The organism is Paraconexibacter sp. (genome assembly GCF_059438195.1).
In genome coordinates, this window is record NZ_JBLKKY010000004.1 from 41,085 (window position 1) to 58,526 (window position 17,442).

Annotated in this window: 15 protein-coding genes; 2 read left to right on the plus strand and 13 right to left on the minus strand. The window is 71.8% G+C overall.

What is annotated here, in order from left to right:
- Positions 1–11 precede the first annotated feature (11 nt).
- The 5 genes from ACME2J_RS02370 to ACME2J_RS02390 are packed head-to-tail and all read right to left on the minus strand — an operon-like array spanning position 12 to position 5,248.
- Positions 12–2,132 (minus strand): MMPL family transporter, encoded by a 2,121-nt coding sequence (locus ACME2J_RS02370; protein ID WP_495543261.1) that lies wholly within the window; start codon positions 2,130–2,132, stop codon positions 12–14.
- Positions 2,129–2,383, minus strand: a complete 255-nt coding sequence (locus tag ACME2J_RS02375) for a cytochrome C oxidase subunit IV family protein (protein WP_495543262.1) — start codon at positions 2,381–2,383, stop codon at positions 2,129–2,131. The genes ACME2J_RS02370 and ACME2J_RS02375 overlap by 4 nt, the downstream gene beginning before the upstream one ends.
- Positions 2,383–2,955, minus strand: coding sequence for a cytochrome c oxidase subunit 3 (locus ACME2J_RS02380; protein WP_495543263.1), 573 nt, complete (start codon positions 2,953–2,955; stop codon positions 2,383–2,385). The genes ACME2J_RS02375 and ACME2J_RS02380 overlap by 1 nt, the downstream gene beginning before the upstream one ends.
- Complete coding sequence (locus ACME2J_RS02385; protein WP_495543264.1) at positions 2,952–3,647, minus strand: hypothetical protein; 696 nt, start codon at positions 3,645–3,647, stop codon at positions 2,952–2,954. Before ACME2J_RS02385 ends, ACME2J_RS02380 begins: the two co-directional genes overlap by 4 nt.
- On the minus strand, positions 3,644–5,248 hold the full coding sequence (locus ACME2J_RS02390; RefSeq protein ID WP_495543265.1) for a phytoene desaturase family protein: 1,605 nt from the start codon (positions 5,246–5,248) through the stop codon (positions 3,644–3,646). Before ACME2J_RS02390 ends, ACME2J_RS02385 begins: the two co-directional genes overlap by 4 nt.
- 208 nt (positions 5,249–5,456) lie before the next feature.
- On the opposite strand from ACME2J_RS02390, the gene ACME2J_RS02395 reads away from it, so the two are divergent.
- Positions 5,457–6,521, plus strand: a complete 1,065-nt coding sequence (locus ACME2J_RS02395; RefSeq protein ID WP_495543266.1) for a hypothetical protein — start codon at positions 5,457–5,459, stop codon at positions 6,519–6,521.
- Positions 6,522–6,525: 4 nt separating this feature from the next.
- Here the strand turns inward: ACME2J_RS02395 and ACME2J_RS02400 are convergent, their stop codons facing one another.
- Together ACME2J_RS02400 and ACME2J_RS02405 are read right to left on the minus strand one after the other, a co-directional pair.
- Entirely contained in the window at positions 6,526–8,169 is a 1,644-nt protein-coding gene (locus ACME2J_RS02400) for a PEP-utilizing enzyme (RefSeq protein ID WP_495543267.1), read from the minus strand.
- Positions 8,162–9,205, minus strand: coding sequence for a hypothetical protein (locus ACME2J_RS02405; RefSeq protein ID WP_495543268.1), 1,044 nt, complete (start codon positions 9,203–9,205; stop codon positions 8,162–8,164). The genes ACME2J_RS02400 and ACME2J_RS02405 overlap by 8 nt, the downstream gene beginning before the upstream one ends.
- A gap of 225 nt (positions 9,206–9,430) precedes the next feature.
- On the opposite strand from ACME2J_RS02405, the gene ACME2J_RS02410 reads away from it, so the two are divergent.
- Positions 9,431–10,444 (plus strand): AraC family transcriptional regulator, encoded by a 1,014-nt coding sequence (locus ACME2J_RS02410; protein ID WP_495543269.1) that lies wholly within the window; start codon positions 9,431–9,433, stop codon positions 10,442–10,444.
- Between the two features lie 9 nt (positions 10,445–10,453).
- Here ACME2J_RS02410 and ACME2J_RS02415 read toward each other — a convergent pair whose 3' ends face one another.
- The 6 genes from ACME2J_RS02415 to ACME2J_RS02440 form a co-directional block, all read right to left on the minus strand.
- Positions 10,454–11,275 (minus strand): hypothetical protein, encoded by an 822-nt coding sequence (locus tag ACME2J_RS02415; protein WP_495543270.1) that lies wholly within the window; start codon positions 11,273–11,275, stop codon positions 10,454–10,456.
- Between the two features lie 21 nt (positions 11,276–11,296).
- Entirely contained in the window at positions 11,297–12,094 is a 798-nt protein-coding gene (locus tag ACME2J_RS02420; RefSeq protein ID WP_495543271.1) for an ABC transporter ATP-binding protein, read from the minus strand.
- Positions 12,094–13,464 carry an MlaD family protein gene (locus tag ACME2J_RS02425; RefSeq protein ID WP_495543272.1) on the minus strand — a complete coding sequence of 457 codons (1,371 nt, stop codon included), beginning with the start codon at positions 13,462–13,464 and terminating at the stop codon, positions 12,094–12,096. The genes ACME2J_RS02420 and ACME2J_RS02425 overlap by 1 nt, the downstream gene beginning before the upstream one ends.
- A gap of 6 nt (positions 13,465–13,470) precedes the next feature.
- Positions 13,471–14,706 (minus strand): MlaD family protein, encoded by a 1,236-nt coding sequence (locus ACME2J_RS02430; RefSeq protein WP_495543273.1) that lies wholly within the window; start codon positions 14,704–14,706, stop codon positions 13,471–13,473.
- A gap of 98 nt (positions 14,707–14,804) precedes the next feature.
- Positions 14,805–16,163 carry an MlaD family protein gene (locus ACME2J_RS02435; protein WP_495543274.1) on the minus strand — a complete coding sequence of 453 codons (1,359 nt, stop codon included), beginning with the start codon at positions 16,161–16,163 and terminating at the stop codon, positions 14,805–14,807.
- Positions 16,160–17,404, minus strand: a complete 1,245-nt coding sequence (locus tag ACME2J_RS02440; RefSeq protein WP_495543275.1) for an MlaD family protein — start codon at positions 17,402–17,404, stop codon at positions 16,160–16,162. Before ACME2J_RS02440 ends, ACME2J_RS02435 begins: the two co-directional genes overlap by 4 nt.
- Positions 17,405–17,442 lie beyond the last annotated feature (38 nt).

A 17,442-nucleotide genomic window follows, 5' to 3' on the forward strand; every position in this document is an offset into this window, starting at 1 on the left:
GCCCGCCGTCTTCAGTGCTGCAGCCGGGGCAGCCGGCGGTCGAGCCACGCCGGCAGCCACCAGTTCCACCGCGCGGCGACGACCATGAACGCCGGGACGAGCATCGCGCGCACGATCGTCGCGTCGAGCAGCACCGCGACCGCGAGGCCGAACCCCATCTGCTTCACCTCGGGGATGCTCGTGAGGCAGAAGGAGCCGAAGATCGCGACCATGATCCCGGCCGCCGCCGTGACGACGCTGCCCGTGCGCGCGAGGCCGACGGCGATCGCGCTGACGGCGTCCCCCGTCCGGTCGTACTCCTCGCGGATGCGCGTGACCATGAAGACCTCGTAGTCCATGGACAGCCCGAAGAGGAGCATGAAGAGGAGCAGCGGCATCCAGGCCTGCACGAACCCGAGCGACGTGAAGTCGAGCACCTCCTCGCCGAGCCCCTCCTGGAAGACGAGGACGGTGAGGCCGAAGGCCGCGCCGATGCTCAGCAGGTTGAAGAGGATCGCCTTCACGGCGAGCAGGACGCTGCGGAACACCCAGACGAGGAGGAGCCCGGACAGCCCGAGCGTGAACGCGACGACGAACGGCGTCCACGCGTTCGTCTCGTCGGCGTAGTCGACCAGCTCGGCCGTCACGCCCGTGACGAGCACGTCGGCGTCGGTCGGCGTCGCGTCGCGCAGCTCCGCTCGCAGATCCCGGACGAGGGCATCGGCCTCGAGCGTGTCCGCGGGGACCGTGGGCGTCGCGAGGAGGAGCGCGGCGTCACTGCCGAGCGGCGCGGCGTCGACGGCGCCGAGCCGGTCCGCTCCCTCCATGACGGCGCGGGCATCGCGCACCGCCGCGGCGAGGACGTCGCCCTCGCCGCGCACGACGACCTCGACGGGGGCGAGTGACGCGTCGGGGAAGGCGCGCTCGAGCGCCGCGAGCCCGTCGGCGGACGGCTCGCCGGCCATCGCACGGGCGTTGAGATCGGTTCCGGTCTGCACCCCGAGCGCAGGGACCGCGGCGGCGACGAGGAGCCCGACGCCCACGACGAGCACCGGGACCGGTCGACGCATGACCCCGTGCGCCCACCGCTCCCACCGGGTGACGGACCGCGACTCGCGCCGGCGGCGCTCCGGGAGGCGGAGCAGGTCGAGGCGGGGACCGAGGCGCACGAGCAGCGCCGGCAGGAAGGTGAGCGCGCCCACGACCATGAGCGCGACGACGAGGATGACCGCGACCGCCGACTCCGCGAAGAAGGGCAGCCCGGTGACGGCCATCCCGAGCATGGCCGCGACGACGATCGCGCCCGAGAACGTCACCGTGCGACCGGCGGTCTGGAGCGTCCGCACGAGCGCGTCGGGCGGCTCGGCGCCCGACGCGAGCTCCTCCCGATAGCGGCGGACGACGAGAAGCGAGTAGTCGATGCCGATGGCGAGGCCGAGCATCGACGCGAGCGTCTCGACGAAGAGGTTCCAGTCGGCGACCAGCACGGTCGCGCCGAGGAGGCCCAGGCCCAGGCCGAGGCCGGAGATCGCGAGGACGAGCGGGAGCAGCGCAGCCACGAGGGAGCGCAGCGCGAGGAGCAGGATCGCGAAGGCGATCGGCAGGCCGACGAGCTCCGCCTTCAGCAGGTCGCGCTCCTCGACGTGGATGAGGTCGGCGAGCAGCGGCGAGTTGCCCGTCACCGCGACGCGGACGCCGTCGGGCGCGACGGCCGGCAGCAGCGCATTGAGCTCGTCAGACAGGTCCTGGCGCTCCGCGGTGTCGCCCTCCAGGAGGACCGTCGCCGTCGCCGTCCGCCCGTCGCCGGCGACCGCTCCGCCGCCTCGCGCGGCCGGCGGCAGCACCGCGACGACGCCGTCGGCCCGCCTCACCCGCTCGACGGCGGCGTCGAGTGCGCGCCCCACTGCGACGCGGTCCGCGGACCCGTCCTCGGCCCACACGACGAGCGCGACGCGCTCGGCGATGCCCGTGCGCTCCTCGATGAGCTGCGTCGCCTCGTCGGACTCCGTGCCGGGGGTCTGGTAGCCGAGGCCGAGGAGGTTCGCGCGGAAGACGGGGGCGAGCGCGAAGCCGGCGAGGACGAGGACGATCGACACCCACATGACGCGGCGGCTGTGCGCCGCGACGTAGCGACCCCAGCGCGCGTCGGTCATGCCGCGAGGAAGAGCGTCGCGAGCGCGAGCGGCACGACGATGACGTAGGCGTCGAAGGCCCCGCGCAGGACCGGCGGCGCATGACGCAGCTCCATGAAGTGCCGCCCGACGAGCCAGACCTTCGTGAACGCGAGGCCGATGAGCGCGAGGACGGCGAGATCGCCTGTCCCCTCCCCGAGCTGCCACGAGGCGACGGTCGCGAGAGCGAGGCCCGCCCAGACCGCGACGAGGAGCTTCGACGCATCGACCATCACGCCGTCCCGAAGAGGTAGAGGAGCGCGAAGAGGACGATCCACAGCAGGTCGACCATGTGCCAGTAGCTCGCCCCGCTCTCGACGAACGACGTCCCGCGCGCGTCGAGCGGCGCCGTCGCACGGCGCACCGCGCGGGTGACGAAGACGAGGACCGCGAGGCCGATCGCGACGTGGAGGAGATGGAGCCCGGTGAACGTGAAGTAGTAGAGGAAGAAGTCGCTCTCGCGCGCCGACACGTCGGCGCCGCCGAGGTCCGCGTACTCGACGGCCTTGAGCGTCGCGAACGCGACGGCGCACCCGATCGCGCCGGCGAAGAAGCGGGCCGCCTCGGCCGGCCGCGGACCGCGCGCAGCCCGGACGCCGAGCGCGACCGCGAGCGAGCTGGTGAGGAGGACGAGCGTGTTGACGACCCCGATCGCGAGCGTGAGCTCGCTCTGCGACGCCTCGTAGAGCGCGGGGTCCTCGCCCTGGACGTGGATGAGCACGCCGAACATGAGCGCGAAGGCGCACATGTCGGCGAGGATGAAGAGCCAGACGCCGGCCTCTCCGGGGATGCGGCGCGCGCTCACGCGACCACGGCTCCGCGGAGGATCGCGCGACGGAGGTGGTGGAAGACGACGAGGAACCACGCGCCGAAGATCGAGGCGACGAGCCAGAACGCCAGGAGGCCGTCCCACGCCCATGCACCGGTCTTGAAGAAGAGGAGGAACGCGCCGGGGATGAAGAGGAACGCCGTCCAGATGCTGTACCAGCCGACCCACGTCGGCACGGGCGGGGCATCGCCCTTCGCGGAGAGGATCCCGAGGCCGAGCGCGACGAACTGGATGAGCGCCGGCGGGTAGTTGATGATGAACGGGATCACCGCGAGATCCATGAGGGCGTGGGTGATCTCGGGCGGGCGTGACTCGGGCCGGAACGCCGGGCCCATGAAGAGCATCGTCGGCAGCAGGATCGCGACGACGCCGAGCGCCCCGCCCATGAGCGCGAGGTAGGTGAGGGGCGAGAACGCGCCCTCGCTCCGCTTGACGACCATCGCGACCGCGACGCTGAACGGGGCGCTGAGGCCCGCGCCGATCATCATGAGGATCAGGCCGGCGCGCTTGACGTCGGTGTCGGTCTGCCAGAACGCCGCGATCTCCTCGGCGCTGTCGGTCGGGTCCGGGGGTGGGATGAGCCCGGCCATGATCGCCCCGACGAAGAAGACGGTGACGAAGGCCGGGCCGCACCAGGCGAGCCCGAGCAGGACCCGCGCCGGGGTCACGAGCCGAGGGTCTTGATGATCGTCTTGGCGGCGTTCATGCCGGGCATGCCGTTGATGCCGGCGATCGGGTGGGTGCCCGAGCCGGAGAGGAAGAGCCCCGGGACGGGGGTGACGTAGCCGGCGAGCCCGGCCGCGGGGCGCAGCGGCCCGAAGCGGGTGATGATCGGATCGACGTGGTAGACGTTGCCGTCCGGGGCGCGGAAGCGCTCCTCGAGGCCCTTCGGCGTGAGGGTGCGCCGCGCGATCTCGAGGCTGTCGAGGCCGTCGTAGTACTGGGCGCAGTCGGCGAGGATCCGCTCCTCGGCCTTCGCCTTCACGGCGTCCCAGTCCTCGACGGGCTTCGAGGGCACGAGCCCGGACCAGAACCACCACGTGTCGTGGCCCTCCGGCGCCATCGCCGGGTCGAAAGCGGTCGTCACCTGCGAGAGGCCCGGGATCATCTGCGGCACCTCTCCGCGCACGCACGCCTCCCCGGCGTCGAGCGACTGCTGATGCGTCGACCAGGTGACGCACGGCAGCCGCAGGTCGACCGGGTCGCCGGGGAGGTTCTCCCTGCGCCACTGCTGGTGGCGGGTGAGCTCGACGCGGCCCTTCAGCGCGACGTTCACCTTGATGTTGCCGTAGCCGGTCGAGCGGGTCGGGATGTGCTCGACCTTGCGGGTGAGCCGCTCGTCGAGGACGCCGTCCGGGAGCAGCTCGCCGAGCGCGATCGTCGGCCCGCACGCGGTGACGACGCCCTGGCGCGCCGTGATCTCCTCGCCGTCCTCCAGCACGACGCCGCTCACCCGGCCGCCGCGCATGAGCATCTGCGCGACCGGCGCCGAGCAGCGCACCCGGCCGCCGTGGTCCTCCAGGCAGCGGATGAGCGCGGCCGGGAACGCTCCCGTCCCGCCCTCGAACATCGCGACGCCCCACTTCTGGTAGACGCCGAGGTAGATGAGCGCCCAGCCCGACGCATCGGCATCGAAGGCCATGAACGGCAGGTTCACCGTGAGCGGGCCGCGCACCATGTCGTGCTCGAAGTACTCCTCGATCGCCTCCTTCTGCGAGATCGACGCCCAGTGGAGGATCTTCTTCAGCTGCTTGCGGCCCTTCGCGACCGCCTTCAGCGCCTCGAGCACCCGCTTGCCCTCCGGCTTCACCGGGTTGGTCTGCATCATCGGCAGTCCCATCGCGGTCGCCGCCGAGATGATCTCCGACAGCTCGCGCCACTGCTCGGCGTCCTTGCGCGAGAAGCGCCTCATCTCCTCGATCGTGCGCTCCGCCTCACGCCACATCGCGATCGACTCGCCCTCCGGCCCGAGATGCACGTGGGCCGGGTTGATGAGCCGCTGACGCAGCCCGTACCTCTTCGACAGCTCCAGCTCGCTGTCGATGTTCGTCGTGCGGAACAGCGACGCGTGGATCGACGCCTCGTTGATGAGATGCTCCGGCGCCTCCGGAGCCATCGGGTTCGTCGACGTCATCCCGCCCGGCGTCGCCGCCGCCTCGACGACGAGGACGTCGAGACCGGCCTTCGCGAGATAGCAGGCGGCGACGAGGCCGTTGTGACCCGCGCCGACGACGACGATGTCGGCCTGCTCACCCTTCGAACCGGACATGGAGAACTCCCCTCGGACAGCGTGATCGAACAACCTGTACGGTCATCGTACTGGATGTTCGGTGCTCGCGCAGCGGACCGCGTTCTTCGAGCAGCTCCGCGCCGCTGATGGCCGCCCGTCGCTTGCCCGCGACACCGCCTTCGCCGTTTGCGACAACTCGTCTCTCCGCGCGTTGACCGATCCCGCGACGCGGTGTTCGCTGGTCGCCATGATTCCCGAGACACGGGTTCGGCGCCCCTATCGAATCGCGATCTGGGGGCTCGGGAGCATCGGGTCCGCCGTCGTGCGGGAGGCGATGAGCCTCCCCGAGCTGGAGGTGGTGGGCGCCCTCGTGTACGCCGAGGCCAAGGACGGCCAGGACATCGGCGCCCTCGCCGGCCTCGAGCCGTTGGGCCTCTCGGCCACGCGCGACGTCGACGATCTCCTCGCGATCGAGTGCGACGCGGTGCTGCACACGTCGCTGGACATGCCGGGCGCGGACCCACGCGACGACTACGTGCGACTGCTGCAAGCCGGCCGCAACGTCATCACCTCCCACCCCTACACGAATCTCGACGCTCGCGATCCGGAGCTCGCCGACGCCATCGAGGCGGCCGCGCAGCGCGGCGGCGCGACGTTCCACGCCGCGGGGTCGAATCCGAACTTCATGTGCCCGCGACTGGTGCTCGCCCTCGCCGGCGGCTCGAACGACATCAGGTCGATCACCGTCGAGGAGTACTTCGACTGCGTCCACCAGAAGGATCCGGGCGTCCTCGAGGTGCTCGGCCTCGGCGGCGATCTCGGAGAGGTCAGCAGCACGGACGGTCACGCCGTCTGGTACCAGCGGCAGTACTGGTACCAGGCCATCGAGCTCATGGCCGACCGCATGGGCGTCGAGCTCAGCCGGATCGAGACGACGTCCGACTGCGCGGTCGCGCCGCAGGATCTCGTCAGCCCGGTGATGACGGTCCGCCGCGGGCGCGTCGGGCGGGTGGCGTACGACACCGTCGCCTATGCCGGAGCAGAGCCGTTCATCACCATGCGCGTCGGCTGGTACCTCACGCCGCTCATGAAGCCGGATGTCGTGACGTCGTCGACGGCGGAGTGGATCGTCACGATCGACGGTCGGCCGGCTACTCGTACCGTCGTCCAGCGCACGACCGCAGACCGCGGCACGGGGGTCGTGCTGACGCAGGCGATCCCGGTGGTCGTCGATGCCGAGCCCGGCGTGCTGCCCACGTCGCTCCCCGCGGTGCATTGGAAGCGGGACCTGCGCCACGGCGCGTCGCGCTGAGCGCTCAGACCGTCGGCCGCGCTCTCCTCTCGAGCACGCAGACGGCGCCCGTGCGACCGTCGACGCTCACGGTGGCGCCGTCCGGGATGTCGTTCGTCCCGGTCCCGGTGCCGATGACGCATGTGACGCCGAGCTCGCGAGCGACGATCGCGCCGTGGCTCATGACTCCGCCCGTGTCGATCACGAGCGCCTCGGCCAGCAGGAACAGCGGCGTCCAGCTCGGATCGGTCGTCCTGCAGACGAGCACGTCCCCCGGCTCGAGATCGGCATCGTCCGGGTCGAGGACGACGCGCGCCCGGCCGATCACCGCCTCGCCCGTGACGCCGACACCGCTGACCTCGCGCGCTTCCCGACGCACCGCGACGTCGTGCCTGGTGGATGGCGTCGCCTCCGGATCCCCCGTCCACGCGGTCGGAAGGTCGAGCGCCTCGAAATCCGCGTGCTGGGAGCGGCGCTGGGCGACGAGGTCCTGCACCGGCCTGTCGATGCCGCTCACGAGCTCGTCGTAGGTGAGGAAGAACACGTCCTCGGGATCATCGAGGTGGCCCCGGGCGACGAGCTCGGCTCCGATGGCCCGGGCGGCGCAGCGCGCCCCGTCGATGGCGAGGAGGTACGCGGCCTTGCCCACCTCCCGCTTGGGGACGACTCGCCGGGCGAGGGGGAGCACAGCTCGCGCCCGCGCGCGACCCGCGGGACCGAGCCCGGCGGCCAGGCGCCGTTCCGCCTCGAGCCGTCGCGTGGCCTGGACCGCCTCGCGCTCGGTCGGATGCGAGACGTCCGCGTCCCGGTAGCGATCGACGAGTCTCCGCGCCGGCCCGGGGTCCTCGCGCCACACACGGCTGTCGAGCGCACCCTCGTTCGGCCCGTGGTACCCGTGACGGGCGAGCAGCTCGTCGAGCGACAGATCCCCGGCTGCGGCCGACCAGAGGTCGGCCATCATGAGCGCCTCCTCCATGCCGCCGACACCGGTCGTCAGGTCCGCCGACCCCTCGCACGTGCCCCAGGCCGAGCGCGCCAGCGCCTCGACCTGGTCGACCAGCGCCTGCCCGAGGAACGAGACGACCACGTGGACGGTTCCGGCGTGGGCGAACCGGTCGCCGGCGTCGCGCAGGAGGGCTGTCGCCTGGTCGAGGCTCGCCGGCGGCTGCTCGATCACCGACGACCGCCACCAGCGACGGTACTCGTCGCGCATCGGGACGACCATGCGCTCGAATCGAATCGCCGCCGGCGCGAACTTCGCGGCCGTCGTCACGTAGCGTCGGACGCGGCCGTCAGCCGAGAGACGCGAAGCTGGGCGGAGACCGTCGTGCTCGGCGAAGATCTGGGCGATCAGCGCGTCGCCGGACGTCCCGGGCATGAGCTCGCCGATCCGGTGGAACACGCTGACGTTCGCGGCCGGCCGCCCGAAGAAGCATGCCGAGAACACGTCGCCGTCGATCGTCGCGGCGCCGGGGGCGGGACTCGAGAGCTCGGTGCGGGGCAGCACGCCGATGGCGACGAAGGCCTGCCTCGGCGCCTGATTGAAGATGTTCTGCCACAGCGTCCAGCCCAGCGGCGTCTGGACACCCTGGATGGCCTCGGCGTAGTTGACGCGCGACCAGCGGGTCTCCGGTGCCGAGGCCGCGTGGACCGGACTGACCTCAGGCATCGCGGGGCGCCGCGAGTCCGTCGCTGCGCATGCGGTCGGTGAAGGTCTCCAGCCAGGTGAAGCCGCTCCTGACCGGCCGGGTCTCACCGACGCGCTGCGTGTGGCCGGCCTGGGCGCGGTACTCACCCCAGCGCGCAGCGCTGAAATCGAGCATCTTGCCGCTCGCCTCAGCGGCGAACTCCCATTCGATGCCGCAAGCGCGATGGGTGGCAGTGGCGACGTACCCCTCGTCGTCGACCGTGAAGGTGCTGTCGACCTCACCGGTGGCGGCGACCGTCTCGTCGTCGGAAGCGACCATCGCCGCCGCCACGCCGGGAGTCGCGCGCATGATCTGTCCCCACTCCTGGCTCCCGTCCTCGAACTGCGTCCAGAACACGTGCCAGCAGATCTGGCGCTCGCCGTAGAACTTCTCCTCCTTCCACTCCCGCCGGGGCCTCCAGTAGCCGTGGTCCAGGAAGGTCACACCCTCGACGGGTTCGCCGCGGATCGTCCCGGTCGTATGCAGCGCTCGGCCGATGTAGGACATCGGCCAGTCCCGTTCGAGGACGAACATCGACAGCCCCGGGCCGATGCCCGTGCCCTGAAGATCGACGAGCGACCCCTCCTGCCACACCATCCCGTCGTCGGTGAGCTCCATCACGAGCGGGATCTCGTCCGCGGGCGCGTGACGACCGAGCTTCGCCAGGAGGTGATCGCGGTACACGCGCCGCTCGGAGCCCATCTCCCGGCGGAGCTCGCCACGGGCGGTGCGCATGGTCTCCGGACAGAGCTCGAGCGCACCGGCGTCGTTCGACATCATCCACAGACCGCCGGTCATCTGGTGGACGTACTTGCGCTCGAGCACGTAGAGCTTGTCGGCCGCGGTGCGATAGCCGCCGTACGCCCACACGCCGCGTTGCCCGAGCCCGTAGATCGGATCGTTCTCGTCGAGGTCGGCGAGACGGAAGTCGAAGCTCTGCACCGCGCAGCCGGGCCCGAGGTCGCCTACCCGCCGCCCTGTCGTCGTGGCCGGCCGTGCGGCCGCGTGCGTGCTCATCGAAGCTCCTCCGGGTCGGTGGTCGCAGCGCCGACGACCCTCTCAGGCCTGGTGCGCACTGCAACCGGCGCCGAAGCCGGTGTCGCGAAATGCCTGCCGAATGTCAGCACGTGCACCGGCGCGAGCCGCTTGGCTCCGGGTTAGATTGACTCGTCCATGCCGCTCGAGGCTCACGCCGACCCTGGTCCTGAAGCCGCCATCGACGCGGCGTGCGACGGGACGGGGATGCGCCACCCTGCGGCGTTGCGTGTCCTGCTCGAGGTCGCCACGTCGGTGGGCATGCCTCCCGCCGCGTGCTTGGACGGCACCGGGCTCGAGCCGGCCGACCTCCTGGTGCGGGAGCCCGTGGTCCTCGCGGAGCAGGAGCTCGTCGCGATCGCCAACCTCGTCAGGTGGACCGGCGATCCTCCCGGGCTGGGAACGCGCGCAGGGAACACGGTTCAGCTCGGCACCCTGGGCGTGTACGGCCTGGCGATGATGTCGAGCCAGACCATCCGCGATCTCGTCGCAGTCGCACTGCGCCAAGGGCTCCGAAAGTTCTCCTGGGGGATGTGCGACGTTCAGATCTCGGAGCGAGACGGACAGCTGGACGCGATCTTCTCCGAGGCGGAGATCCCGGAGCCGCTGCGCAACTTCGTCATCGAACGCGACCTCGCGTTCTCCTTGGCCGTCCTGCGACTCCTCGTCGGTGAACGTCCGGGGGTGACCGTGTCCACCACCTTGCCACCCGAGCGCGTCGGCGCGCTCCGCGATGCGGCCGGACCTCGCCGGTTCATCCCGGGAGCCGCGCGCAACGTCATCAGCTTCGCGCCGCGCCTCCTCGATGAGGAGCTGCCCGACGGGGATCCTTTCGCGGCAGCGATGTGTGAGCGGCAATGCGAGCAGCTCCTCGAGCGCGCCGTCCTCGCCGCCCCGGACGGCAGCGCCCGGGCGAAGGTCGAGCAGGCGATGCAGCGGCTGCCGCCCGAGGCGTGGACCTTGCAGAACGTCGCTGCCGAGCGCTACGTCCACCCTCGGACGCTCAACCGGCTGCTCGCGGCCGAGGGCACGTCGTTTCGCGCGATCGCCGACGCCGCGCGCGAGCGATCGGCGACCGTGCTGCTGCTCGAGACGGACGAGCCGATCGCTCGTGTCGCGCTGCGCGTCGGATACACCGACGTGCGCGCCTTCGCACGTGCCTATACGCGCTGGACGGGTCGGACGCCGGCAGCTGCCCGACGCGAAGCCCGCGACCGCTGAGCCGCACGCTCAGGCTGACCCGGCGGCGGCGAGCTCGCGGCCGGCCCCCGTCGCGTCCGGGGAGCTCGTGCCATCGCCCGCCCCGCGCCGCTCGCTCCCCTCGCGCTCCGCGAACCCAGAGACGAGCCACAGCTCCAGCACGCAGAGCGCGATCGTGATGAGCGCCAGGAAGGACAGCGCCAGCGAGGAGAAGCCCGCGTGGATGCCGGCCCAGGTGGGCCACGAGACGGCGAAGTCCACCCCGAACGAGAGCGGGGGCACGATGGCGAGGAACGCCAGCGCCGCGCCACGCAGGTGCGGTCGGAGCCGGAACACGACGTACCCGGCCGTGACAGCGGTGCACGTGTTGACGATGCCCCAGTAGAGCGGGAAGCCGAAGACCTCCATCGGCTGCGGCCCGTAGTACTCGTAGATGTCGAAGCTCATCCAGAACATCTCGAAGGCGCTCTCCACGACGAAGAACCCGGCGGCGACGGCGACGAGCTGCTGGCGCGTCGCCCCGTCGCGGATCACCCGGTAGACCGTGTACGCGCCCCCGCCGATGAGGAGCGTGTAGCCGAGCGGGACGAACACCGGGATCGGGACGCCGAAGTACTCGTAGGCGCGGACGAGATCCTCGGCCCACCAGATGCGCGACAGCACGTCGAGCTGCGCCTCGACGAGGCTGGCCGTCCCTGCCCCGAAGAGCAGCGCAGGCAGCATCCACTCCCGACGGACCACCGCCCACACCACGAGCAGCAGGATCAGGACCGACATGCCGCCGAGCGCGATCGCCTCCGCGGTCGCGTCGGACTGGAGGGTGATGGGGGGTGTGACGTCCTGGGTGGGCATCGGCGCCTCTCTTTCGCGGGATCAGTCCATGGTGAGCGGGCCGACGGGGTCGCCGCTCAGGAACTGCCGGGTGAACGCGTCATCGGAGTCGAACGTGTCGGCGGCAGGCCCCTGTGCGACGACCTGCCCCTGCCACAGCAGCGCGACGTGATCGGCGAGCAGGCGCGCGAGCGCGATGTTGTGCGTGACGACGATCATCGTGTTGCCGAGATCCTCCCTGCGCGTCGCGAGCAGCTCGCCGAGCAGCGCCGTGCGCACCGGGTCGAGACCGGAGTCGGGCTCGTCGCAGAGCAGGATGTCCGGACGCAGCGACAGTGCGCGGGCCAAGCCCGCGCGCTTCTTCATGCCGCCCGACAGCTGATTCGGCATCCGGCCGGCCGCGGCGGACAGTCCGACGGCGCGGAGCTCCGCCTTCACGATGCGGCGAACCTCGCGCTCGGGCATGTCGGTGTGCTGGCGCAGCGGGAAGGCGACGTTGTCGAACACGTTCATCGAGCTGAAGAGCGCACCGTCCTGGAACATGACGCCGACGTGCCGCCGGACCTCGTCGATGTCCCTGGGCTTCATGGAGCTCAAGGATGCGCCATGCACGAAGACATCGCCGCGGTCGGGCGCCTGAAGGCCGAGGATGAGGCTCAGGAGCACGCTCTTGCCGGTGCCGGAAGGGCCGAGCACGACGGTGGTCGCGCCGCTCGGGATCTCGAGATCGACACCGCGCAGCACATCGTGCGAGCCGAAGCTCTTCGCGAGGTCTCTCGTCTCGACGGCCAGCGGAGCCGCGCCCGCGGAGTGGTCGACGCGGCCTGCGGTGAGGCTCATCAGCAGTCCGCCTTGATGCGCGGGTACGTCCAGCCGCTGCGCTTCGCGAAGTCGTCGGGACCCTTGTACCGGGGGGAGCCCGAGGCACCGGATCGCCCGATCTGCCCCGGCCGGGGATAGGGGTTCCAGTTCAGGGAGGTGCTCTTGCTGAACACGCCCTCGTGCACGAGCTTCAGGGAGAAGTCGCTGAGCTCGTCGGGAAGGCCGGCGAGCGAGTTCTCGCCGAGCACCGGTTGGAGCTTCACGAGATGGCCGATCGCGTCGTAGGCGTTGACGGCGGAGCCGAACGCGCCGACGAACGACGTGACGTCGTGGCGGTACGGCTCGAGATAGCGCAGGAGCGGCGTCGTCTCGCACGTGACGCCGCGCAGCGCGGTCACGGCGTCGGCGGCAGGTCGAGAGGCCTCCGTGACGGCCTCGAGAAGACCCTCGAGCACCGGCGCTGCGCCGTCGAGCTCACGGGCGGCCTCACGCCCGGCTTGGGCGGCCGGTCGCAGGTCGGTGATCAGCGGGCGCGCCGCGGCCACTGCGGCCGCGACGTCACCGACGACCGGCGTGCCGGCGCGGCTCACCGAGGACAGCAGCTCGCTTGTGCTCCGCACCTGACGCACCGTGGGCGGGAGCGCATCGATGAGCCCGCGCAGCTGTCGGTCGTGGCGGGCCGTCGTGTCGAACGTGCGTACGGAGTCGCGGGCGAGCACGCGGATGGCCTCGCCCCGCGAGCCGGCCGCGGCGGCAACCTCACCGAGCTGACGGGCGAGACGAGCGACGCGCTTCCGGTCCGCGGCGAGGGTCTGCATCGTCTTGGCGAGAGGGATGAGCGTTCCGGTGGTCCCCGCGACGGTGCGGCTGAGGTCGTCCCCGCGCTCGCGCAGACCACCCCCGAGCCCACGCACGAGGTCACGCGCTCGTTGCCGCGTCCCGTCCTGGAGCACCGAGAGGATCTCGTCCGGTTCCACGTACGACCCTGCCGTCGCGGCCGCGACCGTTCCGCCATGGGCGATGGTCGCGCGCGACGTCCCGGGCCGCACCTCGACGTAGTTCTCGCCGACCGCCGTCACGGCGCGGACACGGGCGGTGGAGTCCGCGGGGAGCGGATGGACCCGGTCGTCCATGAGCGCCAGCTCGATCTCGGCGCCGCTGCCCTTGCGCTCGACCGAAGCCACCTTGCCCACCGATGCGCCGGACATCGTGACCCGCGCACCTTTGGCGAGGGTGGCAGCGTGCGGCACGACGACGCGCACCTCGTAGTCACTGCTGACACGGAGGTTGCCGGGCAGCACGATCAGCCAGATGCTCGCTGCCACCGCCACGCCGATGGCGAGGACGGTGGTGACGACGTGAGAGGTCTTGCGTTCGTTGCGCGCCATCGCGGATCAGTGCATGTCCTCTGGCGTCGGGACCCGGCCGCCGATCGCCCGCCCGGGGGCACACGACTCGGGGATGAACTGGAACGGATTGGCCAGCAGACCGCCTGCCTGGGCGCCCGCGGCGAGGTTGCCGCGCGGCGAGTGGCCACGCATGTCGCCGTATTTCGGGAACGACGGATTCCACTGGAAGAACCCCTGGACGCCCGTCTTGCAGCCCGCGAGCGTCCGGGCCGCGCGGTTGAGCGTGGACGCGTGCGGCACGAGGTCGGCGACGGCGCCTCCGAGGTCGTGCGACAGCGGCGGCAACGTGCGCGCCAGCGGCTGCAGCCGCCTCACGGGAGCCTGCAGCGCAGTGACCGCGGGAGCCGCCGCCCGGGTCAGGCGGCGCACGTCGTGCAGGGCCTCGGGCAGCTCGGAGGCGACGGGCGCGAGCGTGCGCACCGCCCCGTCGACGTCGCTCAGCACCGTGGAGACCGACGCGAAGCTCGACCGCATGGACGACAGCGTCGGTGCGAGGTCGCGCAACACGGCGTCCAGATCTCGACGGTGCGCCGCGATGGTGGTCATCGCCACGCTGCCGCCGTCCACCAGGTCGCGCAGCATGGCGTCACGACGCCCGAGCTCGCCGAAGAGGCGCGACGCGTTGTGCACGAGGCGCTTCGTCCGCCGCTTGCGGACCGCCACCTGCTCGGCGACGCGATGGGCCGACGTCAGCAGCGGGGCGACCTGGACGAACGCCTCGTGGAGAGCGGCGCCCCGGTCGTGCAGGCCGTTGCCGAGGCTGTCCAGCAGCACGCGCAGGCGCTCGCGCTCGTCGGCTCGGAAGACGTCGAGGACGTCGTTGACGTTCACCGAGGTCTGCGTCTGGCTCGCAGGAAGAGGTCGTGATGCCTCGGCCCGACCGGCGGCGGGCGTCCCGGGATCCACCACGTCGACGTACATGTCCTGAAGTGGCGTGTTGGGACGCACGACCACCTGAGCGTCGCGGTAGATCGTCCCGTGCCGGGTGTCGAAGCTGCCCCTCACCACGGGCTTGCCGTCCTGGAACTCGACCGCGGTCACGCGCCCCGCCGGGACGCCCAGGAAGCGCACCTCGTCGTAGGAGGCCACGATCGCCGTCGCGTCGTCGACCACGAAGGCGACTTCCTGCTTGGAGGAGCCCCCGCCGGTGTTGCGGTCGATGAACTGCGCGATCAGCGCGGCCAGCGCCGCACCCAGGACGATCCAGATCGCCGGGCGCATCGCCCGGCTGAGCTCGAGCCGCAGGCGCGTGCGCGTGAAGCCGTGCGCTCGGTGCTCGCGGGGGTCCCAGAGGTCCTCATGGTCATCGTGCCGCGACATCAACCGCCCTCGCTCGTCGTTCCAGGAGCCGAGCCGTCGGTTCCGGGCGCCTCGCCGTCTGTGGGCCACGAGAAGATGTGCTCGAACGTCTTCGACAGCGCCTGGCACTGCACGATCGCGTCCTTGTCCGGGTTGTGCAGGTAGGTCTGACAGGGGGTGTAGAGGGGCGAGCTGCCCGCGGTCGCCGGGAAGCGGACGAAGTGCCCGTTCTGGTCCTCCTGCCCCGACATGCCCGGCCCCAGCGCCGCGAGCGTCGGCCCGATCATCTGCGCCGTCGTCCGGCCCGTGACGCCGTCCTTCTCGTTGAGGTACGGCAGGACGGCGCCGTCCAGGTCGTCCAGGCCGGGACGCAGGTCGACCAGCAGGCCGCGCGCCAGGTCCGACGTCCGGCCGAGGGTCCGGACCGCGGGACGCAGGTCGTCCAGGAGCGGCTCCGCGCGGCGCAGCAGTCGATCGGCGCCTTCGAGCACGGGGCGCAGCTCCGAGAGCGTGGGCGCCACCTCGGGGGCGGCCTCGTCGAGGTCGCGTACGAGGGGGTCGAGGAGGTCGAGCGTCGCGTCCAGGCGCGGGAGCGTCCGCCTGGCCTGGGCGAGGGCGCCCGGGGCCACGCCGAGCGCGTGCCGGATGTCCGCGGTCCTCCGACCCGTGGTCCGCAACGTGACCGCCGCCCCCTGCACGAGCTTGCGGGCTCCGCCGGTCGGCGTGTCGAGCTGACGGAGAGTCGCCGCGGTCTGCTCGAGCAGCGCCTCGAGGTCGCCGTCGCGCCGGCCGCGCAGCGCCTCGAGGCCATCCGCGAGGTCCGGTGCGACGTCGTCGACCCGGTCCAGCGCGCGTGGAAGGGCCTCCCCGTCGCGCACCGCATCCGCCAGCGCCCGCGGCAGGCGGTTCAAGCCTCGACGTGCCGCACCGCGATCGAAGGACAGCAGCTCGTCGAGCTCGACCTGCGTCTCGGTCCGGCCGGCCGGGATCGCACCCGCGAGCGGGCCGGCCGACGGACGACCGCGATCGAGCGCGACGTAGAACGCCCCGCCGAGCACCGTCTTCCACTGCAGCGAGGCGCGCGCGTCGGCGTACAGCGGTCCCGCCTCGCGGTCCACCTCCATGGTGACGTCCGCGACTCTGCTTCCCGCCGGCAGCGAGACCTGCGTGATCTTCCCGGCCCGGAGGCCGTCGACGCGGACGGCGATGCCGGTTCGCAGCGCGCCGGCTGCAGCGAATCGCGCCTTGATCTCTCGTGTGTCGGCGGTCGACAGCGAGTGGAATCCGAGCTTGCCCGTGAAGACGAGCAGGGAGACACCCGCCAGCGCCGTGAGGACGACCGCGCCCAGCGCCCGATTCGACCAGGTGCGCGGCGTCATCGCTCACCGCCGATCACCGGGTAGGGCTTCGAGAGGTACATGCACGGGGCGGGATAGCCGTCTCGCACGACCAGCCCGGTCGTATCGCCGACCCCGAGGGTCTCCGTCGGGGCGGAGGGAGTCGGGATGAGGCGGAACGCCATCGCCGGCCCCGCCGGGCCTTCGCCCGTGCCGCCGAGCCCCGTCATGCTGCGGAGGTTGACGGCGAAGTTCGTGATGTCGCAGCCGTGCAACCCGACCTCGTCGAGCGTCGGGATCGCGTGGCGCAGGGTGCCGTCCAGCGGTTCGAGCAGCGGACGGAGGCGGCGGGTGATCCGCAGCGTGGCGGGAACGGCGGGCCGCGCCGACCGCAGGAGCGCGTCGGTCCGCCGCAGCGGCCGAGGCAGCTCGTCCAGGAGCGCGTTCGTGGCGCGGAGCGCGCGCGGTGCGCCTGGCAGAGCGCTTCGGACCGCCACGGCCAGTCGCCGTGTCTCTGCGAGCAGCGCTGTCCCTGCGGACAGGCCGCGGCCGGCACTCGAGAGGGCGGGCGGCGTGTCGCGGAGCGTGTCACCGAGCGCGCCGTCCGAACCCTGGATCGCGTCGATCGTCGTCGCCGCGGGCGCAAGCGCGGCGGCGGAGTCGGCACGCGCGCGGTCCAGCGGCGTAGAGAGGGATTCCAGTGCGGGCAGGAGCCGGCGCGGCGCCCCGTTCGCCCGGATCTCGTCGAAGAGCTCCTGCGCCGGCCTGATGGCGTCGGCATCCACCGCGAGCATCTCGTTCAGCGCGCTGCCCTGGCCGTGGAGCCCCTCGCCGAGCCCCCGCAGCATGTCGCCGAGCGCGCCCCGTGTCTCGAGATCGAACGTGTCGAGGGTCTCCGGCAGCCCGAAGGTGAGCGTGTCGGCGCCGCCGTGGATCGTCCCGCCCGGGTCGTGCGGAGTCTCCGACCGGCCAGGGACGAGCTCGACGTAGCGGGCACCGAGCAGGCCGTTGGCGCGGATGCGCACACGGGAGTCGGTCGGGATCTCGACCCCGCCCTGGAGCTGGAGCTCGACGCGCGCGTCGCCGCGCGGGGTCACGGACGTGGCGACGACCTGGCCCACGCGGTTGCCGCCGATGCGGACGGGATCGTGCTTGATGAGGTTGCCGGTGTTCGGCACCTCCACGTACAGCGTGGCGTAGCTCTCCCACGGCTTGCCGTTGTAGACGGAGGCCGCAAGCCAGAGGAAGCCGCCGATGACCGCGACGACGAGCCCGAACCGCACGGCGACAGCAGCAGCGGAGGGCGTCTCACGCCGAGGGC

What these genes read in the sequence shown, in the direction of transcription:
- ACME2J_RS02370 (WP_495543261.1), bottom strand. Translation starts at nt 2,132, where the DNA reads ATGACCGACGCGCGCTGGGGTCGCTACGTCGCGGCGCACAGCCGCCGC.
- ACME2J_RS02375 (WP_495543262.1), bottom strand. Translation starts at nt 2,383, where the DNA reads ATGGTCGATGCGTCGAAGCTCCTCGTCGCGGTCTGGGCGGGCCTCGCT.
- ACME2J_RS02390 (WP_495543265.1), bottom strand. Translation starts at nt 5,248, where the DNA reads ATGTCCGGTTCGAAGGGTGAGCAGGCCGACATCGTCGTCGTCGGCGCG.
- ACME2J_RS02395 (WP_495543266.1), top strand. Translation starts at nt 5,457, where the DNA reads ATGATTCCCGAGACACGGGTTCGGCGCCCCTATCGAATCGCGATCTGG.
- ACME2J_RS02400 (WP_495543267.1), bottom strand. Translation starts at nt 8,169, where the DNA reads ATGCCTGAGGTCAGTCCGGTCCACGCGGCCTCGGCACCGGAGACCCGC.
- ACME2J_RS02405 (WP_495543268.1), bottom strand. Translation starts at nt 9,205, where the DNA reads ATGAGCACGCACGCGGCCGCACGGCCGGCCACGACGACAGGGCGGCGG.
- ACME2J_RS02410 (WP_495543269.1), top strand. Translation starts at nt 9,431, where the DNA reads ATGCGCCACCCTGCGGCGTTGCGTGTCCTGCTCGAGGTCGCCACGTCG.
- ACME2J_RS02415 (WP_495543270.1), bottom strand. Translation starts at nt 11,275, where the DNA reads ATGCCCACCCAGGACGTCACACCCCCCATCACCCTCCAGTCCGACGCG.
- ACME2J_RS02420 (WP_495543271.1), bottom strand. Translation starts at nt 12,094, where the DNA reads ATGAGCCTCACCGCAGGCCGCGTCGACCACTCCGCGGGCGCGGCTCCG.
- ACME2J_RS02425 (WP_495543272.1), bottom strand. Translation starts at nt 13,464, where the DNA reads ATGGCGCGCAACGAACGCAAGACCTCTCACGTCGTCACCACCGTCCTC.
- ACME2J_RS02430 (WP_495543273.1), bottom strand. Translation starts at nt 14,706, where the DNA reads ATGCGCCCGGCGATCTGGATCGTCCTGGGTGCGGCGCTGGCCGCGCTG.
- ACME2J_RS02435 (WP_495543274.1), bottom strand. Translation starts at nt 16,163, where the DNA reads ATGACGCCGCGCACCTGGTCGAATCGGGCGCTGGGCGCGGTCGTCCTC.